Origin of the sequence: Janthinobacterium sp. SUN128 (genome assembly GCF_030587275.1) — a bacterium.
Classification (GTDB): domain Bacteria; phylum Pseudomonadota; class Gammaproteobacteria; order Burkholderiales; family Burkholderiaceae_D; genus Janthinobacterium; species Janthinobacterium lividum.
Window position 1 is genome coordinate 2,007,559 of the sequence record NZ_JAPWHY010000001.1, and the last position, 23,123, is coordinate 2,030,681.

Here is a 23,123-nt window from a genome sequence, read left to right on the forward strand (position 1 = left end):
TTTAAAACCAATCATATTTAAATTAATTCATTTTAAAGGGATTTTGAAAAATCATGGGTTCTTTCTCTTCCTTACATCCAAAAGCTATTTTCTCTGCACCCTCCTTCTCTGATAATGACAATTTTGATCCCAATGAAGTAATATATCTGCGCTCCACATCGTCAATTTCACCATTCGCCATAGGTAACGCAAAGGCATATGCCAATTGCGGATCTCTAACACCGAATAGACCGTTCGAATAGGCTCTAGACATAAATAAATATGCCTCAACAAATCCCCCTTCAGCAGCCTCACGCCCAAAAATTTCTGATTTTTTAAGAATTCCATCAGCATAAATAACTGCCTCATTCGTTGCCAATCTAGAATAAAATTTTGACAATGAACTAGCATTCATCGCATAAATCAATTTAGCCTCCAACGAACCCTTATTTGCTGCCCTCTCCAATATCCCGAACCTATCTGAAACCAAATCCAAATCCACGTCGGCACAATCTTGAGTGGATGAATTGATTTTCTGATTATTTTTTATTGAATAACATGTAGCTACGATTCTAAATAGCGCTATGGACGAAACAGCCTCTCCAGCCCGAGCATTTTTAACTATCTCAGTAATATTTGAAGAATTTTTTTCCAATAAACCATCAACAGATGAGTTTATTTCCTTAATGCTCTTCACTCCACCATCGGAAATTAATTTCTTATCAGTACCCACATTACATTTACTATTTGCACCCTCAAAATTTAATGCACTAACACTCTTGCCAACTCGTCGCTCTCCTTCCAAAATTCCGCCATTTTCTGCTGGAGTATTTTTACTCACCGCCCCATCTCCATCTTCATACACATAAAAAAATAAAACAATTATTGAAATTACAAAGAAAATAGACAAAAAAATTCCACGCTTAGTCATCTCACACCTCAATACAAATATAAAACATCAATAAATATTACATCAATTTATATTTTTAAAAACTATCAAAATGTCACGCCCAAGCAAAAAATATGAAATAAAATTATTTTCAAAAAAATAAAATTCATGTACAATTAAAGATTTAATCAAGGACTAACGAATGGGCGCCATTATATTTTCTGCAAACTCATCTAACAGAGACGAGTTCGAAATGAGTATCCGGATCGAATCCACTTCAGCGATGATCGATACTGAGATGTACGTATCTGAAGATAAAATCCTTGAATTCATTAAAAAAATTGAAACTTATTCCTCGCATTCAAATTTTGGAATTTCTAATTTTCAATTCGGTGAATTTGGTCATGAATATGCGGGAGGCGCAGCATACTTCAGATTCCACACAAAAAAACCGGATGAGGTTTATCTTTCAATTTATGTGGAAACGAGTCATACAAAAATTCCCGATAGCTATGTATCAAACCATTTAAAGATGCATGCCTTAACAGACTTTTTTGAAATTGAGAATTTCATACAAGAAATGAAGAACTTCATGGCCAATGAAAAAAATGAAGCAATCTTGAAAATTCGAAATCACTAACATAAATAGCCCAATCTTCAAACACAACTGAGGCAGAAATTCCAAGTGTAATCCGCTCAATGTTAGAGTCGAATTACCGTTCCCAAAGTAGCATGAGCCTACTTGGTTCACTGGCATGGCCGGTGAGACGAGGCTGATTGCCGCTGTTGATGCAGCGACAATCAACGCTCTATTTTTTCTTCTCGCGGAACACAACCCTTGGTAAGCGCTTCAAATTCCGCTTCTTAAGCTCAGCTGCGCAGCCAATCCTGCGCCACCATTCAGTAATTTCTCAATAAGTATTGAATGGTGGGAACCCAATAGGATAAGGAGTCATGCACACATACTATTAACAACAATGCCAAAGCTGCTCTAGAGCATAAACCCATGACATAATTCATTTGCCCTCCTGACTAAAGCCATAGCAACATACTATCAATGTGACATTGCAACATTCTCTCCAATACTCAATGTGACCCGCTTTTCGCTAAATACCCTATTTTCTCTGTTGCGCTAAAACAAACGCCTGACATGCCCTCCCCGTCGCAGCCACCTCCTCCGTTTGCAGGATCAGGGCTCGAATATCTCGCGCCACCGCGTCAGGAAGTAACCCGCTGGCGGGATCGGCTGCAGCGCTTCCTTCGGCGCCACTGGCACCGGTCGGGGCGGCAGGTCCAGCACTTGCACAGAAGGCGGGCTTGCGCATGCGCTCAGCAGTAGCAAGGCGAGCGCGCACATCGTTGATTTCATCATCGTAGACTTTCTTAATGGCTGCCACTTTGGCTGCCTGTTGCCTGGCTTGCGCCAGATTCTCGGCGGCGCGCTGCGCTGCCGCCCTCGTTTCCGCTGCCGAGCGGATTTGCTTGTCGGCATTCCACAGCGTCTGCACGACTGCTCGGCCCTGGGCGCCCCCCTGCGCACGCTGGTACAGCATGCCGGCACCGGCCAGCACGCACACCAGCAAAGCACCGTACAACCACCCCGGCACCTTGCCCGCCAGCTTGGCCAGCGTGATCACGCCAGCACCTTGCGCGCTTCCCGGTACAAGGCCAGACGCTCGGCCAGGCCGTTCACGCCACCGTTGATACGCCGCGTCACCCGTTCCTGGTCGCCAGCGTCAGCCAGGGCATTCAGGCCCCTCGTCTGCCAGAACCAGCCGGCCGAGCGGCAGGCGTTGACGGTCTGCTCCAGCAACTCAGGCTGAGCCAGCAGATCCAGGCCCAGCGCCTTGCCACAGGCGGCGTAGTTGGCGCGGCCAGTCACCTGCAGCAAGCCGCGCCCACGGAAGCGCACGCCGTCGCCGCGCTGTGTGTTGCCCAGGTCGACGCGCCCCTCGTAGGCATGGCCGCTGGCCAGCTCGCGCACATAGCGCAGCTGGCCGGACTCGTGCCCCACCTGGGACAGGAAGGAAGCCTGGCGTGCCGGGGTCGTGATCCCGAATTCCACCATGGCCGCATTCAGCGGCGCCAAGAAGGCTACCGCGCGCGTGCGAGCCAGCGGCATGATCGCCAGCAGCTGGGCCAGCGTGACGGCGCTCACAGGCCACCCCGCACGTCCTTGACGACGGCGGCCGCATCGCGCGCCAGCTCGCCGATGTCCTTGTCGCGGCGCTTGTCGAACCAGCGCACCGTGGCGCCCAGCACCCACCAGGCGGGCAAGCCGGCGGCCACCATCAGCGGCGCGGCGATGAACAGGAAGCCCAGCGCCGGGTCGCTGCCGTACAGCACGGCGACGGCGCGCGCGCTGTCGAACAAGCCTGGCATCCAGTTGCGCACGACCACGACCAGGGCCGGCCCCATCAGGGCGGAAAACAGAATGGTGACGAAGAAGCGCACGCCCGCTTCCTTGGCAGTTTTTGGCCACATAAACATGAATCCCAGTGAGGTTGCGGCAGCGCCGGCCAGAACCGGGATACCAAAAATTTTGATCAGTGCGCCGCCGGCGGCGGTTGTTTCGATGGCCATGTAATGCCTTTCAGGTGGTAGAAATGAAAAAACCCGCCGAAGCGGGTTTGTGGGGGAATGCTGTTCTGCTACACGACCTTGACCATCACATAGGCCCTGCCGTCCGGTTCAATCGAGATCACGCGGCCGACCGCGCGGAGGTACTGCTTCATAGTGAGCTCATCCTCGTGCACTGCAATGCCCTTGATGTCGGCACCGTCCTGCACCGGCACGATGTAGTCGCCTGGCTGGGCACCCAACACATTCACCGGCACGCGACCTGAAATGGCGATACGGTCGACCTTTTGACGCTCGACTTCCAGCGCCGCGTCGAAGGTGGCCATGGCCTCAGCGTCCTGCTGCACGGCGGCGTTGTGGGCGGCCAGCGCGGCGGTGTAGGCGGCCTGCTTTTCCGCCCATTCATCATCGGTGTCGCCGGGTTCGGTTACCACGTCCTCATATTCCGGTGGGTTGGTGCCCGGTACCGCCTGCTGCGTCAGCACATCTTCACGGCGCGTTGGCTGGGTCGGTGCCGCTCCAGCTTGCGCCAGCGGGCGTGGCCCTATGTCGTTGCCCCATGAATCGCCGCCGACGAACGAAGGCGCTGTGGACTTGATTGAAAACATCACGGCGTCGCCCCATTTATCTGTAACTTTATTCTCCGCAGTGATACCGACAATCTGGCCAGGAGCTACGACACCGCATTCCGGGCTTTTGAAAATATACTCGGCGTAATCATTGCCATTTGTGTTCACCGTACCTGAAACATTGATACTACGGTTTGTCGTACTATTTTTCCCTGTGGACAATACTGCAGGCGATAACGACCAGCCCGCCTGGCCATTCGACGCAGCCACCCATACAGATGGATAAGTGGCCGCATCGGTGCCAACGTACAAAATCTGGTCGCCTTCGGCAGTGCCGCGGCTAATATTATGCACAAGGGCATTATTGGTGCTACCTGCTTTAAGTAAAGGCATGTACACGGAACCTAAACCGGACACGGAGAACAGCGATGGTGTCCAAGTGTTTGCTACTGTGTCAAAAGCCCTTAATGTCGTGCGATACCCTGTTGCGAAAGAGCTATTGGCGTGGTACGTCGAAGTCGACCATCGCATACAGCCCGGATGATTTACACCGGGTGATCCTGAAATTCCAAAGCTCAATGCGTCTACAAAAGTTTGAGCGGGAATTCCAGGTGCCTGCCCCCCAGCTAAAAAACTTGCTGCAATACTTTCGCCACTCTTAGACCGAACTTCTAGTAGCTGGTCTAAGCTAGTTCCATTTTGGTTGCTAACCAGGGCACTCATTCCTACGGAACGGGGCGACTTGTAGGTACTATTAGCAAAAGTTGCCCCGCTGTCCCATACAGGAGTACCAGGTACGAAAGACACATAGCCCGGCGAGGTAAACGTGGTACAGCCCATGCCTTGCAAGTTAAACGAAGCTTGAGTATAACTTCCTGCCAGGAAGAACAGATAGACAGAGTGAGAACCATCTGCCTCTCGATAAGCGATAAATCTCGCCTCACTGGGAACACCCAAACTAGCAGACCAATCTACTGAGAACGCGTTGCGATTTCCCATAATTATCGTCATTGCTGTCACCGTGCCTCCAACCCATCCGCCAATACTCGCATCGATACGAAGGGATGGGTAAGAGCCTTCCCCTGATGGTGGCAATGTTGCAATCTTATACAGACGTTGTCCCTGACCCACGTGAAGAAAAGCATATCCAAACTTTCCGACTGCTTTTACTGCCATAGGTACGTCGGTATAAATAGGTAAATTCGGGTCAAGCCATGCTGGATTCATGTACCCATTCGGCCCGCCGAGCGGCGACCGCCCCACCGCTGGCGCATACGACGCCACCACGGCGCCGCGCCCGGCCAGTTCATTCAGGCGCCGGATCGTGTCCTTTTGCCCATAATAAAAAAAGTCGGCCATTACAGTTCCTCGATTTCGATGTTGGTGGCATATGCCTGGTAATACGGGGTGGTAATGGCGGAATTGCTGGCGATGCGGCCATACACCTGGTGCGCCTGCTCAAGCTCACCGTCGTCGCTCTCTGGATACAGGCTGACCAGCAGCGGGCGCGACATGCCGTTGCCACGCAGGATGCGCCACACCTCGGCCCTGTCCAACGGCGTCATATGATCGAGCGCAAGCGTGAGCTTTCGATACAGTGCGCCGCGCGCCACGGTCTGGCCGCCAGCGCCGTCCCTGTTCTGGGTACTGGTGTCGACTGAAGTAACGCCGGCACCATACGAAGCATTTAGCTCGGGACTCCAGTAGGGGCCGGTCACGAAGCGCGCCGCCTCGATGTAGCCTGCCGGGTTGTCCGGGTCCGCCAGCTCGATCACCAATTTTTTGACACTGACCATCGGCAGCCAGCAGCGTGCATACGTGCCGCCGCCGTAGCTATACGCATTCACGCCCAGCGGCAGCGCACCCCAGTCCCACATGCCCAGGCCAGCGTATTCGCATGCCGATACGGTACCCGTATCGAAATCGGGCACGGCATCGCCAGGCTCGACGTAGCCGCGCACGCGGATCGTCGCCGTCGGCGTCAGGTTGCAAAATGGGAGGGCCGCGCAGCCGACGACCTCCGGCGTGGGCCAGGTGGCCGTAATGGTCAGGGCCAGGCCGAGCGAGCGCAGCACGTCATACTTGCCTTCGCGCTGCAGGTTGGCCGGCCCCAGCGCACCGGCTTGGCTCGATGCGGTCAGCACTGCGCGGTCGCCGGCGTTGTCGTAGATGATGCGCAGATTGGTCATCAAAACTCCTGCAAAACTGGTACCGGCCATGTCACAGCTGCTACCTGCCCTATCGTGGTGGCGGCATCCAAATCTCGGCGCAACGCCTGCCCCTGATCGATGACGGCTTGCACGTGCGCGCCGGCCGCCGCGCCCAGGGCCATCGTTTCGGCGGCATCCAGCTCGCGAGACGTGTTATCGGCCAATACCCATGTCACCTTGTATGGTGTGGCGGCAGAGACCGCCATCATGGCCAGCATGGCAGCGCCGGTGATGCGCGAGATCGAAACCGGATCGCTGTCAAAAATACTGCCGTCGAACGCAATACCGCCAGCGAGTGCTGCGTCGCGCGCCACCTTGATCTGGTCCCACTGGCGCAATTTCATCGCCTCCAAGCCTTGGGCCTGGTCCGTCGTGATCACACCGCCCGCAAAGATGCTTTCCTCAGATCCTGTAAGCCAAACTTCTGCCGAGGCCAACAACGGCGCGGCGCATGCCGTCGCCGGCACCAGGACAGGAGTGGTGTAAATCGGCCCGGCACCGGCGAGATATGCTGCCTCGTTCGGATAGCTCAGGACCGACAACATGGCAATCGATTTGACAAAATCGACCTCGAGGCGCCGGGCCACGTGAAATTCACCAACAGCATGATTTGGCAAGGTAATGGATTTGAGAATAGGCATAATTACTTTCAGGCAAGGCCACTTGCATCGATGAGAATGGCGGAGATTTGTCGAATGGTGTCGACCGCGCTCGCGCCGCCGTCTTCGCGCCGCCAGCGGTTCTGGAAAATATTGCGTTGTACAGTGCCGGCCACAAGCTGCCAGCCGCGTCCTTGGTTCCTGATGATGTAAAAAGCGCCGTCCCGTACGGACGTCACGTTGTAGTCCATCGGTGTTCCAACGATGGCCGGGATCGTTACGCCAGCAGGCATGCCCCAGGACAATGATCCCGCCGCAATATTGATGCGCGCACGGTATGTCAGCGGCTGCCGGGTGAGATCAGCACAAACACTGGTGTCGTCGCTATACAGGGCTGCGGTGAAACCGGGCACCAGCACCGGGGCGCCAAACACATAGACCTCGGTCGCCTCCTGGATATCGAAGCCATTGGCATCGAAAGCGCCGTTTCCCTTATGCACGTTGATGGTCCAGGTGTTGCCGGATTTGCTGATATTGCGCAGCGCCGTGGTGCCGTTCGCCTTCACCGGCAGGGCGACGACAATATCGCCGGCCCAATCGATGGTGTAGACGCTTTGCCCTGGCGTTTTCGTGATGCTGCCACCGCCGGCCTGCGCCACCCCGGACAATTGCGCCCGCCCGATGTAACCGTAGGTAATACCGCGATCAGAGATCACCAGCTCATCGCTGTCGTTGACGATTTGAACAAAAGTAGGCATTAATACACCTCCACGGCAAACCGCCTGGTCGTGCTGGCAACGGATACCCTGATGCGTGGATAGCCCAGTGCAGTATCTGCCACGACGCCCATCGTGCCCGCTTCGACCCACAGTAACAACGGCACGATCTCGACCGAGCGACCAGCAAAAATGGGATAGGTCAACTCTGCAGTCTCGGTGCTGGCATATTGACGGACGTCAGCAATGATGCCCCCGGCAACGGTCCGGGAATCCCAGTTCTTCGTGCCGTCATCGTTGAAAAGCTGCAGCGCCGTCGTCATGGTTCACCCATTTTCAGCTTCAACGTATTGGCAGAATTGAAAAATGAGAAACCTGAACTTGTGAGGTCATATCCGGCACCAGTTCCCGTGGCAACACGATTCGGACTGCGGATAAGCTGGAAAGAGCCGGTAACGGCGGATAGTGCGCCAGAAAATTTCGCTATAAGCCCGTCAGTTCGAAAACCAGGCGTATATATATCTCCATTGGCCAACACCCGGAACCAGCCACCACCATTATTAAAATTGCCAATCATTAGGCCGGCGGAGCTCAAATGGAAGCCACCTGCGCCATTCGTCGGCCATTCGAAGGCATTGGTCGGATACCCGGTACCGCCATGCAGCGTCGTGCCGTACAAGTCGCCAGCGACCACATTCCCAATATCCGCGTTGATTGCCGCCAGGTTATCCACCGACAGGGCCTTGGCCGCCACCGATCCATCCACCAGCAAGTTGCCATTCAGCACGGTGCCCAGCACCAACCAGGCGCCATTATCAAAATACTTCGTCACCGCATGCGCGGCGTCGTACAGCGTCACCACGTCGCGGTTGATCGGCGCTCCATATCCGGCGCGCCCCAGCTCGTACACCGCCGAAGCATCCGACCAGGTGGAGTAGCCGGGCGCCGTCACGGTGACGGTGCCGCGTTGGCCGGCGGCACCATCGGCAGCCAGGCGTGCAGCGGCTGCCCATTCTCCAGGCTGGATATCGTCGGTGGCGGTGCGTGCAGCCGCTGTTGCACCCGAGGTGAACAGGTAGGCGCCGCCGGCTGTTGGCACCTGGGTCGACCAGCCATTATTCAGGCCCGTCAGCGCGCCGGAGGCAAAGGTGAACATGCAAGCCGCACTCGGCAGCGCCGGCGCAATATTGGTGGCGCCGCGCTGGTAGATACGCACAGGCGCCACATTCAACCCATCCACCCCGTTTGCGCCGTTGCTGCCATTGGCACCGGCAGCACCATCTTTGGCCAGCTGCACGGCGCCCGCCCACTCGTTGGCGACGATATTGTCCGTGGCATTACGCGAACTGGCGGCGGCCACGCGCACGTACAGCGGCGCCGTTCCGGCCGGGATATTTTTCGACCATCCATTGGCCAGGTCGTTGCCGGCCGGCGTCGTGATACTGGCCGTAGCAAAGGTAAAGATCACATCACCCGGAGAGTCCGCAGGCGCTGCAGCCGCGCGCTTGTAGGCGAAGGCCTGGCCCGTGTTCAAGCCGGCCAGGCCCGTCTCACCGGCGACGCCGTCGAAGACCTTGCTGACCATGTAGTTGCCGACATAGTCGACACCGAATTCGCGGATGCGCGCCTGCACCAGGGCGGTATCAGTGGTCATGGTGGCAAAATCGACCGTGGCCACGTTGCCGTTGACAGTGATCTGCGTGCCTGCGGATACCGAAAATACGATATCGCCCACCACGTTCACCGGCTTGGCGGTAATGGCAATCGAGCCGGGTGCGCCGGCACCGGCGCTGTTCACGCGAAAAACAGGCGTGCTGCCGGCCAGCAGGATCGCCTTGCCGTCAGCCGTCGTGCTGAAACGCTCGGCAGTAGCCTGCAGCAGCTTGTCACGGGCACCACCGATGGCCGTCATACCAGCACTCCCACCGTCACGCGCCCTGTCAGCCATTGCGGCGACAGCAGCACCACCACACCAGGCACGCCGTTCTGCAGGCCGAAACGATTGTCGCGCAGCACCACGGGCTGCCCCAGTTCCAGCATCATCATCTCGGGCTCTCCATCAAATTCGTAAATCGTGCGCTGTACCTTGTTTAAGGCCAGGCGCCGCAGCGCTTCCGCACGGGCGTCCTCGTTCGTCTTGAGGCAGGTTTCGATCTGCGGCGGGTCGTCCGTCAGGCGGTAGCGCGCGCGCACCGCCTCATCGACCGCCGTTTCGGTCAACCACTCGGTGGCATACAGGTCGGCATGCGCCGGCGGGATGCTGGTGGTCAGACTGGCTTGCACCGTGTAATTGCGGTCAAAGGCGATCTTGACGGCGGCAACCACGGGCAGGCGCTGCACGACGCGCAGCGAATCCACTCGCATTTTCTCCGGACCAATCTGCAGAGGCACGCCGGCGGCCGGCAGCGCGATCTGTACCAGGCGCAGCTGGCCAGTGCGCGACATCAGCGCCTGGGCGCCTACGCTGGCCGCCAGTTGCTGGATGGCCTGCGCCTGGTTCGTCCGGTCCGCCACGTAAAGGCCCACCAGCTGCGGATGTGCCACATCGAAGGCGGCCAGGTTGGCCAGGTCGAGGTCGGCCAGGGTGAAGCGGTCCGAGGCTTTTCCGTAGGCCGTGGCGATGCGCTGCACCAGCGGCGCGATGCGCGGCGCATAGCCGCCGCCCTTGTCGCCCTGCACGCTGACCGTGATCGTGGTGGAAAACGGATCGGTGGTCAGGTTGAAGCGCCCGGCCGGGTCATTCAAGGCCACGGCTATCGGCTTGCCGTTGGTACGCACTTCGAAACTCGACTCCACGGCGCCCAGAAAGCCATACTCCAGGGTAGCGGGATTGGTCAGCAGCGGCGTCACGTTGTGGCATTCGCCAAACGGGATCGGCAGCGTAGCATCCTTGTTCGGCGTGGTACCGCCCAGCTTGGCCTCTGCAATCGGCGTATCAAGGCGCTGCAGCTTGTCTCGCAGGGACAGGTTGATCGTCTCGCGGCTTGAACTACCGATATCAGCAATGATGCCGTCGAACACCAGGCGAAACTCGGCGCGCGGCCAGCGCGGATCGCCGGACCATGCCTTGATCGGACGATTGCGCCACACATCGCCGAGCCAGCTGTCGAGCGTGCCATCGGTGTTGTTCAGCTCGACATCACCGCCCGACAGCCCAGCCTCTCCTGTCAGGCTGACCTGTTCGGTGAAGTCCAGGCCACCCGTGGCCAGCGGAACATACACGGTGTTGGCCGGCACCTCCGCAGGGCCAGTGACATAGGGCCGCGAAGCGATGTAGCGCGTCACCTCGCTGCCGGCCACATTCACCTGCGCCTCGATCAGCACCATGCGGATGGCCAAGGGGCTCTTGAGCCATTCCAGAAACTGCACATCGGTCATTGCGAGTACTCCACTTGTTTCGCCCAGGCAGATGCCTTGGCGGATTTATCGACACCAGCCACGACCGTCTTGGCCGCTTTGTCGTTCGATTCGACGGTGGCCTGGATGGTGGCGCCGGTTTGCTTGGCCTGATCGGCGCGCAGTCCTTTGACCTCTTCTCGCAAGCCCTTGACCTCGGCCACCAGGGCGTCGTTGTTGCCACCACCCTGGCTTGGCGCACCACCGAAATACCGGCGCATGGCCGCAGCGGCTTGCGCGTCCACCACCACTTCGCCGCGATGCAGCTCGGCCGCATAGCCGTCAAACGGTACGTTGGCCAATCCGCCGGCATGGGAGCCGTCGAACTGCACGCCCATACCAGTGGCCGTGCCCATCGCCGCATGCAGGTTGGCGATGGCTTGCGCCACCGTCAGCACGCTGTCGTTGATGGTGATCAGGCCTGATACCTGGGCCTTGAGAGCGTCCAGGCTGGCCTGCTGCACGTCGACCTGGGCCGAGGCCCATTTCAACGCCTCGTTGTTGGCCGCCACCACGCGGGCGTAATCTGCCGCGTAGCGAGCGTCCGAGGCGTTGACCACCTGGGAAGCTGTCAGGAATGCTTGCTCGGCAGCCGACAGGCCGGACTGCGCCGTCGTATCGCCGGCATTGGCCGCTGCCAGGGTCTTTTCGAACTGGGCCCGCGCCTCGGCATACTTCTGCTCCGGCGTCAGGATGGACTGGTTGCCCAGCGCCATGCTGGCGTTCAGGCCGTTGAGGGTGGCCACCCACGACTTAGATTTGTCCAGCGCCGTCTGGGCCGCTGCTGCCTCTCTGTCGTAAGCCTTGGCCAGCACGTCCTTGGCCGCCACCACCGCCTTGGCCGCCTGCACCTGGTCGAACAGCGCGCGATTGACGGCGGCGATGCTGGAGCGCTGGATGGCCAGCAGTTCCGTTTCGCTTTTCGTCAATTCGTTCAGCTGCTTTTGCAGATCCATGCGCTCGCTGGCAATCTCGCTGGCGGTCTTGACCACAGCGGCATAGTTGCCTGTCGCTGCGGCCAGCTGGCTGCTGTAGTCGGCGGCCGCCTTGAAGGCCGGCGCCAGGGCAAGCAGCTTGATGTACAACTCTTGATCCGCCGCGCTGGCCAAGTTCAGGCCCAGCACCTTCTTCTTATAGTCGTCCATGGTCGTGGTACCGGCCATGCCCAGCTTGCCCAGCGTGTCGGCCACGGTCGACAGCACCGGCGCCATTTGCTCTGCTTCCGTCAGGAAGTTCTCGGCAAAGAAGTTGGTCCCGCTGGTGAGCGAGTCCAGGCTACCAGCCAGCTTGATCAGGTTCTCGCGCGCACCAATGGTGGCCACGCCCACGGCACCGAAGGCATCCTGCGACGTGCGGCCGATTAACTGCAGGGCCGCGTCGACGCCGGCGAAATTCCCAGCTACGCGCTGCAAGGTCGTGCTCAGTTCTTCGTTGCCCTGCTTGAACTGGCCGACATTCGGCAGCAGCTCGACGGCGATGGCATTGCCGACGCCTTCGAAGAACTTGGTCACGGCGCCCAGCCTGTCAGCTTCCGTGGTGAGGCCGGTCAGATTGATGTTGAGCGCCTGGGCACGCGTGGCCAGGCTGGACGTGTCGATGCCCAGCGTATTGGCCAAGGTGGCCGAGACGTTGCGAATGGCTGCATACGTCTCCACAAACGCATTGGACGTCGTCAGATCGACGGCTTTACGGTCAGTGTCCTTCTTGTCGCTGCGCAGCCAGCCGCCCTTTTGCGTCCATTTGGCATACTCGGTGCCACTGAACCCGGTACCGGACAGAGTCCCGGTAATGCCCGTTTCCCCGTATTTCTTTTCACCCATGCCGAACACACGATTGCCAAGGCCTCCGATCAAGCCACCCAGCGCACCGCCAATGGCCGCGCCGATAGGTCCACCCATGAACGCCCCGGCCACGGCACCTATGCCCGTGCCAGCGTTCACGGTCGAGTTACTACCATACTGGCCAGAGATCATACGGCCACCCAGCACGCCAGCAGCGATGCCGGCAGCGGCCGTAACCGCTGCGCCAGCATAGGCTCCGGCCGTAACTGCTCCCGCGCTACCCACGCCTCCAGATGCCGCGTACAGGCCGGCGGCATCTGCCGCGCCCACAAGACCGGTGCTGCCCAAGCCAGCACCAAATGCCTCAATTGCAGTCGAGCCAAACAGCGTGCCCAGACTGACAACGCTGGTGCCCAGGCCGGCGGTAATGCCTGCAAAACCTTGCGAGGCGATGGTGTAGGCAGTTTTGGCACTTTGCAGCAGGTTTGCTGTCGCGCCCACGCTGCCAGCAATCCCGCCTGCACCACCTAATCCACCGAGGTCACCGGCCATTGCCATGCTTGTAGCGCTGGTGCCAGTCATCGACGCGCCGATGTTGATAATCCACTTCTTAAGCGTCACCTGATAAAGCCAGGCGAACAAGCCATTTTTCAAGGCTCCCCATACCCGATCGATAGCAGAAATACCTGAATTACCAATCGATACGAAAGTGTCTTGCGCTGTGGAGTCGATCGATTCCCACATTTTTTTGTTGGTTTCGATCTGGGCTTGCGCCAGCTTCACTTGATCTTGCTGATCCAGGCCTTGCGCCAAACGAAGCCGCGCGGCACGCTGGTCTTCAAGATATTTGAGAATGGCCGGCGCCTGTGCGATCTCTTCCGCGGTGGCGTCAGCTGCAGCCTGGCCTTCAATAAATTGCTTTTGATACGCGATTGCCAAGTCCAGCCGGGCAACCTCCTCCCGCTCAATGACGCTGCGCGCCTTCTCATGGATATGATTCGAATCCTCGATCTTTTGCGCTTCCTGATTGATGCTAGAAATATACTTATTCATTGCATCGTTTGAGGCGGTAACCACGGCAGCCTTCCGCAAGCGTTCCTCTTCGTCCCGACGGAAACTCTCATCAAAGAACGCTTTTTCAGCGGCACTTCGTTTGCCTAGTATTTCGTTAAGCGCCTTCTCGTGTTTTGCCGCCTCAGCTTTTGTGACGCTGTAGTGCCCCTTCAATGCACCAATTTCCAGATCAAAAGCATCAATCTGTGCCTCGTAGGTTGCCAGTGCATAAGACCGCTTGTTTTCGTAAAACTGACGTTCAGACAGCTCGCCAGCCTTCAAATACATGTCATCAAGTTTGCTCAATTCATCGAAATGCGCCTTGGCTACGGCTGCCTCTTTTTCATACTGTTTGATTTGATCAGCGAGCTGGGTGTTTTCGGCCTGATCGACCTTTGGCTTCGGCTCGCGACCCTCTGTGTCACGGTAGGACGGCGTGCCGGTGAAGGTGGCGTAGTGAAGAGCAACGACTTTCTTGCGAGCCACCTCTTGCGCTGCCGCTCCTTGGTTAAGCGACTTCATCAAAATATCAGTAGCTGCTTTTGAATAGTCGGCTTCAACCTTTAATTTTGCATCCGCCTCCTCCTTACGCTTCACCAACTGAGCGGCGGTTCGCTCAACGTATGCTTTTTGAAACTTATCTTCGCCGGCGAGTATCTGGTCTTTGCTGTCGCCGAGCAGTTTGGCATTTGCCTCCATTGCTGCTTGCATTTTTTTATAGGCATCAATTTGACCAGTGATGCTAAAACCTGCATTCGAGCGATCAATCGTGTATTGAGTATGAATTTCAGCAGCCTTACTGGCGTACGTACCAGCCGCCCCCATCAGCTTAATTGCTGAAAATGCATTGTTGACGTTATCGGCGACCATGACGAACACTTTGGCAAGCGTGGTACCCCACTCATGCAACTGATTATTCCGCGACATCTCGCTGACCTCACCATTTGCATCTTTGAGGCCTTTAGTCAACGCCATCACCGAAACAGTCAAGACTTCAAGCCCAATTTCGCCAATGGTTGTTTTCAGATCTTGCGTATAGCGCTGCATTGACGTGATCTGTTTGCCTGCCGTATCCATACTGGCGGTATAAGTTTCGTCGATATCAATGCCACGCTCTTTAACAGCGTTCAAGCGGGCCTGAACGCGTTCATTTTCCGAAAGCTCTTTTGTGGTTTTCCCAAGCTCATCGGCCATTTGCCGATAAGCAGTTTGCAAATTAACATTGATACCAATATTGCGGAGAATAAGGACATTTCCACGAGCAATGCCATTTACAAGTCGTTCAAACGCCTCTGAAGAGTTGATATGCCCAATAACAGCGGCATTTTGAGCAATCCGGGCAAGAGCAGTCGCTTCCTTCAAATCGATGTGGGCCTGCACCAATTTAATCGCAGACTCGCGCGATTCGATCATCGTGATGCCTTGTTTGGCAATTGCCTCGGTAGCAGTTTCCATTTGTGTTTTTGTGTACCCGGCGTTACGCCCTACGACCGTCATTACTACACCCAGCGTTTCGTAACGAGCAGCAAGCATGACCGCATCTTTGACGTACTCCCCCACTTTTAACGCCGCATATGCTGCAGCTAGTATCTTGAGGGAGCCAGCCAAGATGCCCGATGCATTCGTAGCGTCTTCTTTCGCCTTGGCCGCCGCCTTGATTGCGTCCTCATGCGCTTTAATGGTCGCGATTGCTCGTTGCGTTTCTTGGGTAACACCCATCTGAGCGGCCTGATATGCCAGCAGCTGTGTGCGGCTCATACCAATCGTTGCCGCCTGTTCACGCATGCGCTCGATCAGCTGCTGCTGGCCAAGCGTCAATTGCGTAGTCGAGCCACCCAGCGCTTGCGTGGCCTGGGCTGCCTGGCGTGCCTGCTCAGCCTGAGCACGCATGATCTTGGCCGTGTCGTCCATCTGGCCATTGCTGATCGCAACACGCTGACCCGTGCGCTGCGTGGCGTCGCCGAGCACCTCCACGCTTTTAGCGGCATCGCTGCCGCGACGCCACACACCGGCCGACGAATTGGTAAAGTTGTCCAGCGCGCTAACGCCCTCGGTCGATGTCGAGCGCACGCGCGCCGTCGCCGCGCTCAGCGAATCAACGGACGTGGTGGCCCCAGCTACTTTTGGCGCGACCCGTGCACCAGCATCACCCAGCGCATCGACAGCCGCCGCACCTTCAGTTGCCTTGGCCTTGGCCCCAGCGCTGGCCTCGCCCAACTTGTCGACGGCAGCCGTGGCACCAGCAGTCTTCTGCTCGACACGCACCGCCGCCTCACCGAGGGAATCCAAGGCTTTGCTGCCCTCGACTACTTGGCGAGTATCGATGGAAAGACCAAGTTGGGCGATATCAGGCATTTATTGTTCCTTCTTGTTTTGATGGTGCATGAAGAGCACGTCAAGGCGATCGATCACGCCCTCTTCGAACGGATCGAAGCGGACGCCGTGGCGTGCCTGCCAGGCCAATATTTCGGCGCTGGTCAGGGAGTTCACGGCCATGCCGCACTGGCGCTTCTGGTTCAGTTGGGTGAACCAGGTCCAGATGTACGCCAGCTCGGTCGGCAGCTGCGGCACTGCCGGCGCCTCGGGCGCCCGGTAGAGCGGGTTTTGCCGGGCGGTGTCCAGGTGATCGCCCTTGGCGTTGCCGTCGCCTGCCGCTGCCGCTCGATCAAACAGGTGATCGGCGTACAGCAGCAGGGCCTGGGTCAGACCTTCAAAAAAATGGCGTCGTTTTCCAGGGCGGTCGTCACGCGGTCCTGCCAGGTCGGATACTTGTCGAACGCCGCAGCGATCATTTCCTTGTCGAACGCGGCCGGTGCGCCGTTGCTGGTGAAGCCGTACCAGTCGACGACAACGGCCAGCGCCAAGCGCTTCTGGTTGTCATCGATGAAGCTCACCAGCTGATTGGAGCCTTCATCGGTCGAGGCGTCGATGGCCGTCTTGCGTTTGGCGGACTTCTTGTAGCCTTCGGCGCGCACGGCGTGGCTTTCCTTGCGGTATTCGTCGGAATTCTTGCCAACGATCTTGAGGCCGGCCACGGGCTCGCCGTCGGCGTCGAAGATCACGGGCACGTCGAAAGTCACGCGCGCGGACGGCGCCGACAGGTTGGCGATGTCGAAGCCAGCGACGGCGATGGCTTGAGCGGCGTTCAGGACTGCAGGTGCTTGGGTGGTGTTCATGGGTGGAGCCTTTCGTGGGTTTTGATAAGTGCCCGTGCCGGCCGCCGCGCCCACGATGGCGACAGCGACCGGTCGGTGCTGGGGTTGGCTTGCGCCAAAAAGAAAACCCGGCGTGAAGCCGGGCTATGGGTTACAGGCTCGTGTCCTGGAAGGCCACGGTGGTGGCCTCGTGTTGGGTGTCGGCGCCCTGGTAACGCAGGATGTCGAAAGCGCACGTGACGATCTTGTTTTTCTCGCCATCATCGACCTTGGCCGAGGTGATCTTGATGCGGCCCATGGCGATGGTCATCACTTCGGCCAGCGGCGCAGTGCTGGCCGCCATGGCATAGGCCAGCGGCAACTCGATTTCCTGCTTGAAGTAGTCGATGTATGCCGAGTCCTGCATCAGCACCGTGAACTGGCCGCTGCCCAGCACCTTGCCGCGCGAGGCGGCAGTGGCGAACTTCGAGCCAATCACCGGATCGATCTTGACCTGGCCATCCAGCGACAACGACATGCCCGTGCAGATTTGCGACGGGATGCCAGCCACCGACAGCATCGCGGTGGCGCCGGAGAACTTGCCGGTACCGGGCGTGGAAGCCGGCGCCGCGAAGTACGCCGCCGGCGTGGTCGGGCCTTCCAACTTGCCCATCAGGGTAAAGTCCATGCTCGTGATGCCGTTCGGCTGTACGGCAATATCGACCTTACTGACCAGCTGGTCGATGAAGCAGCGATTCACGGCAATGCCAGGATCCTGCACTTCCGCGGTGAACCAGTCCGTGGTATGCCCGGTCAAGGGCGTGAAGCTGCGCTTGCCGGTTGCGGTCACGGTCACCGGGTCGCCTTCGACCTTCACCGCCATGGCGCTGCCGTCCATGAACTGGCCCGACAATTTCAGTGCCGTCACCGACGTGACGAAGAAATTCTTGCCATTGTTGCCGATACCGGTGGTCAGGAAGCCGCCGATGCGCACGACGGTACCGGCGCGGTGGCCGTCGGCCAGCCAGGAGCCAGCGCTGCGCGTCAGGCCTGTTGCGCCCGATCCGATGGTATTTTGCGCCGCGGTGGTGCCGCCGGCGGTGAAGTCGCGGCGCAGCAGCGCCGCCAGCAGCACAGCGTAGGTGCCGCACGAAGCCTCGCCCTTGATGGCGCCGGAGGTACGGAAGTTGCCCAGGCGCGTGTCGCTCTGTTGCTGGCTGGGGTCGATTTCGTTGCTCGAGTACTTGTCGGCGTCCGTGTCGAACGTCGCGGTCACGCGCGGATAGAGGCGGCCGGCGGCGGCCAGCGCCTTCGTGCCTTCCGCTGTTTGCTTGCCGATAACGAGCAGGCTGTCGATGCCGTTTGCAGTGGTCATGGTGTGGATTGCCTTTCTTTGGTCGAAAAAAAAGACCGCCGAGGCGATCTATGTGGGGTGATGCGGGTTACAGGTTGCAAAACCAGCGGATTTTGACCGGGACCATCCAGCGGTCGCCGTCCTCGCGGCCGTCCGCGATTTCCGGTGTGCGCTCGATCTGCACCGTCAAATCGCCCTTCGGGAAGCTTGCGCCGCGGCAAAACATATCCTTGATCATTTCGGCGCGCGCACCGGCTGCAGCAGTGCCCTGCCCTGGCGGATACATCAGGCTGACTTGGAAGATGCCGCGCTCCTGGCGCGAGCCGTCGCCCATGGAGTGATTGGCCGGTTCCGCCGGCAGCAGGTAGGCTGCCTGGTATGGCCGGCCAGTTACCGGTGTGTACGGCACGTTTTGCCATGCGGTGTCGATGGCCGGACCGAGGCTGGCCAGGGCCGCCTCCAGCGCCGCTCGTATTGTTGGTTGGCTCATAATTTATAGCTCGAATAGCCTTGGGCGAACTCGCTTGCGGTGGTGCCGTCGCGCACGCCGTTCACAGCATTGTCCACAATGGTGCGGAATTCCACGACCGTCAGGGCAACGACACCGACGGGCGCCTGGCGGGACCAGCCCTCCTCGATGCGCTTCGCGTATGGCAGGTTGTTCACGAGGTAGATCACGTCGCCCGCCTTTGCCGCACTGATCGTGCTGCCATGGGCGGCGATGGTGGCGCTGCCGTCCTTGTCGATCAGGTCCCGCACACCAGCGGCCGGCGAGCCGATGGAAAGCTGCCAGTTGGCACGGAAGCGGCCGCCGGTGTAACCAGGCGGTGGTTTGTGCTTCCAGAACTTGGCGTCACCAACCGGCGAGCGCTGCACCAGCTTATTGTCGACTTTCATGGTGATGGCGCGCACGACCAGATCCTGGCTCGCCTTGGTCTTGGCGATGAACTCGGCAATCTGCATCGAAAACGACATGTTTGCCATCAAATCCCCCGAAGTTGCAGCGTATGCAGCACGGCCACGTCGACCGGCGCTGTGGTTTCGACGGCCTTCACCGTATAGCTGACGCTGCCGAACAGTACCAAGTCGGCCGCCGTTGGCGTCGGCATCGGCGCGCCATTGCGCTGCAGCGGCGACAGCAGCAGCTGCTGGTCACCCGCCAGAATCAGCGTGCCGTCGATATTCTCGGTCTCGTAATTGATCTTGACGCCCGTGCCTTCGTAGTCGGTGGTGGTGCTGGGCGCCGTGCCCAGGTCAGGGTCGTATTCGCCTTTCACGACTTGGCGCAGCACCACGATGCCCCCCTTGCGACGCAGCGAGGCATCGGCGCGCACAGCAGTCTTTGCGTAGTCGATCATCAGTCAGCCTTCAGATAGTCATGCGGCGGGCTCTTGCTGAAGCGGACCGCCTTGATGGTGGCCTTGCCGTCAATCAGCGCGCGCAGCACGCGATGCCAGCCGTCCATGATGAAGCCCTCTTGGCTCAGAATCACCGGATGACGGGTGTCAACGTCCAGCGCGCGCCGCATGTGGTGCGCCATGCCGAACGGCGAGCCTTCTGGCGTCCAGACCTCGGTGCCGAGATAGATAGCCGCCAGCGGCATGTCAAACGGCTCCAGCTCCTTGGAGCGAGCGATGAGGTTTGTGACCGTCCACACCTTGCCGTTATGGCTGTACGTATTCTCGTGCGCAGCGCAACCCTCGATTTGCACTACCGGGAATGTGCTCATGCTCGCACCACCCGGATCGAATTGCCGCCACCGGCCGAGCCGAAATACGGCGCCAGGAGCGCGTCGACGGCCACGAAGCGCTCGCGCGCGTCCGTGGTGTTCTGGAAGTACTCCGTTTCCAGCGGCCCGGTTTTGTCCTTCTTGATGGCGTTCGATCCGATGTCGAGGTCGGGCAGCAGATCCTCGCCGCTGCCGGCGCGCACGGCCAGGTCGATACAGGCGTTGACAACGTCCAACGGCACTGTGCTGCTAGGCACGATGAAGCCGTCGACCACCACGTTGTAGCGTGGCCAGTCCAGCGCCTGGTGCTGATAGACGCGACGGCCGGCCCAGCGCGTGCGGTAGGTGGCCATGAACAACGTGGCCTTGCGTAGCGCGATTTCCTTGCCCTCTTCCGCGAGCGCTGCCCAAGCGGTCACGCCCAGGCTGGCGCAACGCGCGTCTGCCGCGGCGATGCTGGCGTAGGATTCGGCATCGGCCAGACCGGCGCCGGTTTCAATATTGAGCATGGATATCCTCATGGATCAGCAGCTATTTTTACGAAATACAAAAAAACAACAATTAAATATATTAATTTTTTTACATTTAATTGAGATAACATAAATGTATTATCTAAAATACATTAGGGAGTTTTATGAAATCATTTATTCGTTGGTCTGTAATGGCGCTGGTCTTGGCTGTAGGACCAGCTTCTCAAGCTGCAACATTTAATTTTTCATACACATTTGGAAACGGCGTGGCCATAAGTGGCTCTTTCGACGGTACTGCGAATGGGAACGTGGTTACCGAGCTTTCGAACATTTCTGTGCGCGCCGACGGTGTTTCCTTCATCGACGAAGGCCCCATTCTTGCTTACTCATGGGATGACCGTTACAGCTGGCAATACAGTCCCGTAGTGTCATTTGATGGATTCGAGAGCAATTTCATTTTTTCAGATGGCTACAATGGTTTCGCAATTGGGCCCTTCGCCACAACGTCCACTGTTCCCAACCTAGCGGAAGCAATCAGTAGAACTCCTAGTTTCTTTATCTCGGACCGTTCGACGGATGGGGGTATTCAATCTCGCTGGCACTTAGTAGAGGTTAGCGCCGTACCAGAACCGGAAACCTACGGCATGCTGCTGGCAGGCCTCGGTCTAGTAATCTTTGTCACGCGCCGCAGATCCAGAATGGATTAAGCGAAGTGTGCGTCAGGCACGCCGGTGCCGATTTTTGTGATCAACGTAATGAGGCTCTCCGCTACACTTTGGCGCCCCGACGCACCAAAATGCGCCCTAGGTCAATGCAAGCTGATTTTCCTGCGGCAACTGAGAACGGTATCTGCATGCGCGTCGAGCTGAACGCTCCAGCAACTGCAACCCGGCGTGTTGGCGCCCCCAATCGAATAGGCTTGACCGATACAGAAGGGATGCAGCCAGTTCCCCCTGTGCTACCGATCGCCGAATCCGACTTGTTCAATGCAACGGCATGCTGGTCCAGCAAGGTCACTCCGTAGCTAATCAGGCCATCAGGATCACCCGATCCCGGCGTAGCCGCGCTCGATGTCAGTAAATGAAGGCCATAGTCGACCGTGTCGCCATCGCGCATCGCTGCCTTGAAATCGTCAGTCCTAAAAATAAAATTTGCAGTTGCCGCCCCAGCAGTATTGTCGACAATGATGCGCTGGACGTTGCCAAGAACATCGCCATGCACAGCCTGGCTGCGTGCCAGAACGCCGCATTTCACGATAACGGCAGCGCCTGAGCCTGATAGATACGACAGCATGCAGTTGTCAGCGATCTCGGCACCTGCTACGCCCGCGAGGTTCTGGAACGTGGCCGCCCCGTCTGCGCCGCCAGGTGTAGCGGAGCGAATAAGCATGGGATTCGGAAAAACGTAGTCATCGACCAGCAGGCCAGCACCGGCACTGGCCGGCAGTGGGTCTGCCGACGATAGAACCTTCATGCTCGACGCGAAGCCAGCGCCACCGATGACGCCGCCCAAGCCAATCGGATGCACACCATCAATACTCGTTTGCTGCGCTCCATTGGTGAAAGTGTCAGCATTCATTGCAAACGGGTCGCTGTAGGTGCGTGGACCTACGCTGGACGCTGACCAGTTGATAAACGTTGCACCTATTTCGGCGGCATACCGCTGGCGCCACTCGTTCACCTGACGCCAGGTAGCATAACGTTCCGCCGACCATCCATTGTTCACTGGCGACCGCGCGGGGATAGAGGAAATGATCAGTCGCGGGGTTTTATTCCGCATATACGTCAAATTGGCAATATCATTGTCCCGAATCTGCGCAAATGACCAGCCGCGCGCATACACGTCATTCATGCCCGGCGCATAAATGGCTACGTCGTTCGGCTGCCAATCCCGCCGCATGACCTCGCCCACTTGGATTGAGTCTCCACCAGCCATTGCTGCATCGGTCACTACCCGATACGGCCTGCCGGCCAAGGCAAACGCCTGCGCAATGTATGAGCTGAAGGCGATGGCATATTTTCGGTACACCGATGGGGCTGAAGACAGCACGGCGCATTCTTGCGCCCTGCTGACACCATATTCAAGCCAAAGCCGAGCTGGATCAACAGCCAGGACGGTGGAGCTCATCTGATTTGCTTCCCGCAGCGGCGCCTTCACGACCTTAATCGGATCGCCAGGCCAGTAAGCACCGCCGGGGAAGGCAGCGGCAAACGTAACCCGCGCCACTCCCGGCGCAACAATGCTCGCGCCATTGCCGTCGGTGAAGTCGTACATTTCACTGATCGAATCGCCGCCGACAACAACGCGAACAGGGCTTTCGCTGGCACCGGGCACGATAGTCGCCGGCGCGATCGATAAAATCGCACTCGCTACTGCTACATCCACACTACCGACCGAACACGACACCAAAAACCGCTGCTCACCGGCGTACGGCCCGATAGACGCCAGCGCACCAGTGCCGACCGGCCAGGACTGCAGCGAGTTCGTTCCGCCCAAAATCGGATCGAGTCGATACACCATGCCGGCCGCGCCAGCGACACCGCTGACATTCAGGACTTGCCCCTCAGGCAGCTTGATAGTTTGCGGCGTGCCGCCGGCAGTAATGGTTGGCATATTGGCTTTCGGAATTGCGGTTTATGTGGTGCCCCGGCATGCGGGGCGGAT

23 protein-coding genes are annotated in these 23,123 nt (G+C 58.1%); 2 read left to right on the plus strand and 21 right to left on the minus strand.

From position 1 onward, the window contains the following. Nucleotides 1-22: 22 nt before the first annotated feature. Nucleotides 23-910, minus strand: a complete 888-nt coding sequence (locus tag O3297_RS09065; RefSeq protein ID WP_305048445.1) for a hypothetical protein — start codon at nucleotides 908-910, stop codon at nucleotides 23-25. A gap of 211 nt (nucleotides 911-1,121) precedes the next feature. On the opposite strand from O3297_RS09065, the gene O3297_RS09070 reads away from it, so the two are divergent. Then, complete coding sequence (locus O3297_RS09070; RefSeq protein ID WP_305048446.1) at nucleotides 1,122-1,508, plus strand: hypothetical protein; 387 nt, start codon at nucleotides 1,122-1,124, stop codon at nucleotides 1,506-1,508. Nucleotides 1,509-1,983: 475 nt separating this feature from the next. On the opposite strand, the gene O3297_RS09075 is transcribed toward O3297_RS09070, so the two are convergent. The 19 genes from O3297_RS09075 to O3297_RS09165 all read right to left on the minus strand — a co-directional run bounded on the left by O3297_RS09075 (nucleotide 1,984) and on the right by O3297_RS09165 (nucleotide 20,498). Further along, nucleotides 1,984-2,505, minus strand: coding sequence for a hypothetical protein (locus O3297_RS09075; protein WP_305048447.1), 522 nt, complete (start codon nucleotides 2,503-2,505; stop codon nucleotides 1,984-1,986). Continuing rightward, a complete protein-coding gene (locus tag O3297_RS09080; RefSeq protein ID WP_305048448.1) occupies nucleotides 2,502-3,026 on the minus strand; it encodes a glycoside hydrolase family 19 protein in 525 nt (174 codons plus the stop codon). The genes O3297_RS09075 and O3297_RS09080 overlap by 4 nt, the downstream gene beginning before the upstream one ends. Further along, nucleotides 3,023-3,352, minus strand: coding sequence for a hypothetical protein (locus O3297_RS09085; protein WP_227742029.1), 330 nt, complete (start codon nucleotides 3,350-3,352; stop codon nucleotides 3,023-3,025). The genes O3297_RS09080 and O3297_RS09085 overlap by 4 nt, the downstream gene beginning before the upstream one ends. Before the next feature lie 167 nt (nucleotides 3,353-3,519). Next, the gene (locus O3297_RS09090) at nucleotides 3,520-5,376 is read right to left on the minus strand and encodes a hypothetical protein (RefSeq protein WP_305048449.1); all 1,857 of its coding nucleotides are present in this window, start codon (nucleotides 5,374-5,376) and stop codon (nucleotides 3,520-3,522) included. Beyond that, nucleotides 5,376-6,206 carry a hypothetical protein gene (locus O3297_RS09095; protein ID WP_305048450.1) on the minus strand — a complete coding sequence of 277 codons (831 nt, stop codon included), beginning with the start codon at nucleotides 6,204-6,206 and terminating at the stop codon, nucleotides 5,376-5,378. Before O3297_RS09095 ends, O3297_RS09090 begins: the two co-directional genes overlap by 1 nt. Next, a complete protein-coding gene (locus O3297_RS09100) occupies nucleotides 6,206-6,868 on the minus strand; it encodes a DUF4376 domain-containing protein (protein WP_305048451.1) in 663 nt (220 codons plus the stop codon). Before O3297_RS09100 ends, O3297_RS09095 begins: the two co-directional genes overlap by 1 nt. An 8-nt stretch (nucleotides 6,869-6,876) precedes the next feature. Next, a complete protein-coding gene (locus tag O3297_RS09105) occupies nucleotides 6,877-7,584 on the minus strand; it encodes a hypothetical protein (RefSeq protein WP_305048452.1) in 708 nt (235 codons plus the stop codon). After that, the gene (locus O3297_RS09110; RefSeq protein ID WP_151093392.1) at nucleotides 7,584-7,865 is read right to left on the minus strand and encodes a hypothetical protein; all 282 of its coding nucleotides are present in this window, start codon (nucleotides 7,863-7,865) and stop codon (nucleotides 7,584-7,586) included. The genes O3297_RS09105 and O3297_RS09110 overlap by 1 nt, the downstream gene beginning before the upstream one ends. Beyond that, on the minus strand, nucleotides 7,862-9,454 hold the full coding sequence (locus O3297_RS09115; protein ID WP_305048453.1) for a hypothetical protein: 1,593 nt from the start codon (nucleotides 9,452-9,454) through the stop codon (nucleotides 7,862-7,864). The genes O3297_RS09110 and O3297_RS09115 overlap by 4 nt, the downstream gene beginning before the upstream one ends. Beyond that, on the minus strand, nucleotides 9,451-10,920 hold the full coding sequence (locus tag O3297_RS09120) for a hypothetical protein (RefSeq protein WP_305048454.1): 1,470 nt from the start codon (nucleotides 10,918-10,920) through the stop codon (nucleotides 9,451-9,453). Before O3297_RS09120 ends, O3297_RS09115 begins: the two co-directional genes overlap by 4 nt. Further along, nucleotides 10,917-16,127, minus strand: a complete 5,211-nt coding sequence (locus O3297_RS09125) for a hypothetical protein (RefSeq protein WP_305048455.1) — start codon at nucleotides 16,125-16,127, stop codon at nucleotides 10,917-10,919. The genes O3297_RS09120 and O3297_RS09125 overlap by 4 nt, the downstream gene beginning before the upstream one ends. Then, a complete protein-coding gene (locus O3297_RS09130; RefSeq protein WP_305048456.1) occupies nucleotides 16,128-16,343 on the minus strand; it encodes a hypothetical protein in 216 nt (71 codons plus the stop codon). A gap of 131 nt (nucleotides 16,344-16,474) precedes the next feature. Beyond that, complete coding sequence (locus O3297_RS09135; RefSeq protein WP_305048457.1) at nucleotides 16,475-16,948, minus strand: hypothetical protein; 474 nt, start codon at nucleotides 16,946-16,948, stop codon at nucleotides 16,475-16,477. Between the two features lie 130 nt (nucleotides 16,949-17,078). Further along, the gene (locus O3297_RS09140; RefSeq protein ID WP_305048458.1) at nucleotides 17,079-18,281 is read right to left on the minus strand and encodes a phage tail tube protein; all 1,203 of its coding nucleotides are present in this window, start codon (nucleotides 18,279-18,281) and stop codon (nucleotides 17,079-17,081) included. A 67-nt stretch (nucleotides 18,282-18,348) separates the two neighbouring features. Beyond that, on the minus strand, nucleotides 18,349-18,750 hold the full coding sequence (locus tag O3297_RS09145; RefSeq protein WP_176384265.1) for a DUF4128 domain-containing protein: 402 nt from the start codon (nucleotides 18,748-18,750) through the stop codon (nucleotides 18,349-18,351). Then, the gene (locus tag O3297_RS09150; protein ID WP_305048459.1) at nucleotides 18,747-19,244 is read right to left on the minus strand and encodes a hypothetical protein; all 498 of its coding nucleotides are present in this window, start codon (nucleotides 19,242-19,244) and stop codon (nucleotides 18,747-18,749) included. Before O3297_RS09150 ends, O3297_RS09145 begins: the two co-directional genes overlap by 4 nt. Further along, on the minus strand, nucleotides 19,244-19,618 hold the full coding sequence (locus O3297_RS09155) for a hypothetical protein (protein ID WP_305048460.1): 375 nt from the start codon (nucleotides 19,616-19,618) through the stop codon (nucleotides 19,244-19,246). Before O3297_RS09155 ends, O3297_RS09150 begins: the two co-directional genes overlap by 1 nt. After that, entirely contained in the window at nucleotides 19,618-19,989 is a 372-nt protein-coding gene (locus tag O3297_RS09160; protein WP_305048461.1) for a hypothetical protein, read from the minus strand. The genes O3297_RS09155 and O3297_RS09160 overlap by 1 nt, the downstream gene beginning before the upstream one ends. After that, nucleotides 19,986-20,498 (minus strand): DnaT-like ssDNA-binding protein, encoded by a 513-nt coding sequence (locus tag O3297_RS09165; protein ID WP_305048462.1) that lies wholly within the window; start codon nucleotides 20,496-20,498, stop codon nucleotides 19,986-19,988. The genes O3297_RS09160 and O3297_RS09165 overlap by 4 nt, the downstream gene beginning before the upstream one ends. 125 nt (nucleotides 20,499-20,623) lie before the next feature. Here O3297_RS09165 and O3297_RS09170 point away from each other — a divergent pair, with 125 nt between their 5' ends. Then, nucleotides 20,624-21,166, plus strand: coding sequence for a PEP-CTERM sorting domain-containing protein (locus tag O3297_RS09170; RefSeq protein WP_305048463.1), 543 nt, complete (start codon nucleotides 20,624-20,626; stop codon nucleotides 21,164-21,166). Between the two features lie 61 nt (nucleotides 21,167-21,227). Here the strand turns inward: O3297_RS09170 and O3297_RS09175 are convergent, their stop codons facing one another. Continuing rightward, a complete protein-coding gene (locus tag O3297_RS09175; protein WP_305048464.1) occupies nucleotides 21,228-23,072 on the minus strand; it encodes a hypothetical protein in 1,845 nt (614 codons plus the stop codon). Between the last annotated feature and the right edge of the window lie 51 nt (nucleotides 23,073-23,123).

What these genes read in the sequence shown, in the direction of transcription:
- O3297_RS09155 (WP_305048460.1), bottom strand. Translation starts at nt 19,618, where the DNA reads ATGATCGACTACGCAAAGACTGCTGTGCGCGCCGATGCCTCGCTGCGT.
- O3297_RS09065 (WP_305048445.1), bottom strand. Translation starts at nt 910, where the DNA reads ATGACTAAGCGTGGAATTTTTTTGTCTATTTTCTTTGTAATTTCAATA.
- O3297_RS09090 (WP_305048449.1), bottom strand. Translation starts at nt 5,376, where the DNA reads ATGGCCGACTTTTTTTATTATGGGCAAAAGGACACGATCCGGCGCCTG.
- O3297_RS09110 (WP_151093392.1), bottom strand. Translation starts at nt 7,865, where the DNA reads ATGACGACGGCGCTGCAGCTTTTCAACGATGACGGCACGAAGAACTGG.
- O3297_RS09095 (WP_305048450.1), bottom strand. Translation starts at nt 6,206, where the DNA reads ATGACCAATCTGCGCATCATCTACGACAACGCCGGCGACCGCGCAGTG.
- O3297_RS09115 (WP_305048453.1), bottom strand. Translation starts at nt 9,454, where the DNA reads ATGACGGCCATCGGTGGTGCCCGTGACAAGCTGCTGCAGGCTACTGCC.
- O3297_RS09100 (WP_305048451.1), bottom strand. Translation starts at nt 6,868, where the DNA reads ATGCCTATTCTCAAATCCATTACCTTGCCAAATCATGCTGTTGGTGAA.
- O3297_RS09170 (WP_305048463.1), top strand. Translation starts at nt 20,624, where the DNA reads ATGAAATCATTTATTCGTTGGTCTGTAATGGCGCTGGTCTTGGCTGTA.
- O3297_RS09070 (WP_305048446.1), top strand. Translation starts at nt 1,122, where the DNA reads ATGAGTATCCGGATCGAATCCACTTCAGCGATGATCGATACTGAGATG.
- O3297_RS09150 (WP_305048459.1), bottom strand. Translation starts at nt 19,244, where the DNA reads ATGGCAAACATGTCGTTTTCGATGCAGATTGCCGAGTTCATCGCCAAG.
- O3297_RS09140 (WP_305048458.1), bottom strand. Translation starts at nt 18,281, where the DNA reads ATGACCACTGCAAACGGCATCGACAGCCTGCTCGTTATCGGCAAGCAA.
- O3297_RS09145 (WP_176384265.1), bottom strand. Translation starts at nt 18,750, where the DNA reads ATGAGCCAACCAACAATACGAGCGGCGCTGGAGGCGGCCCTGGCCAGC.
- O3297_RS09160 (WP_305048461.1), bottom strand. Translation starts at nt 19,989, where the DNA reads ATGAGCACATTCCCGGTAGTGCAAATCGAGGGTTGCGCTGCGCACGAG.
- O3297_RS09175 (WP_305048464.1), bottom strand. Translation starts at nt 23,072, where the DNA reads ATGCCAACCATTACTGCCGGCGGCACGCCGCAAACTATCAAGCTGCCT.
- O3297_RS09105 (WP_305048452.1), bottom strand. Translation starts at nt 7,584, where the DNA reads ATGCCTACTTTTGTTCAAATCGTCAACGACAGCGATGAGCTGGTGATC.
- O3297_RS09125 (WP_305048455.1), bottom strand. Translation starts at nt 16,127, where the DNA reads ATGCCTGATATCGCCCAACTTGGTCTTTCCATCGATACTCGCCAAGTA.
- O3297_RS09165 (WP_305048462.1), bottom strand. Translation starts at nt 20,498, where the DNA reads ATGCTCAATATTGAAACCGGCGCCGGTCTGGCCGATGCCGAATCCTAC.
- O3297_RS09085 (WP_227742029.1), bottom strand. Translation starts at nt 3,352, where the DNA reads ATGTGGCCAAAAACTGCCAAGGAAGCGGGCGTGCGCTTCTTCGTCACC.
- O3297_RS09120 (WP_305048454.1), bottom strand. Translation starts at nt 10,920, where the DNA reads ATGACCGATGTGCAGTTTCTGGAATGGCTCAAGAGCCCCTTGGCCATC.
- O3297_RS09135 (WP_305048457.1), bottom strand. Translation starts at nt 16,948, where the DNA reads ATGAACACCACCCAAGCACCTGCAGTCCTGAACGCCGCTCAAGCCATC.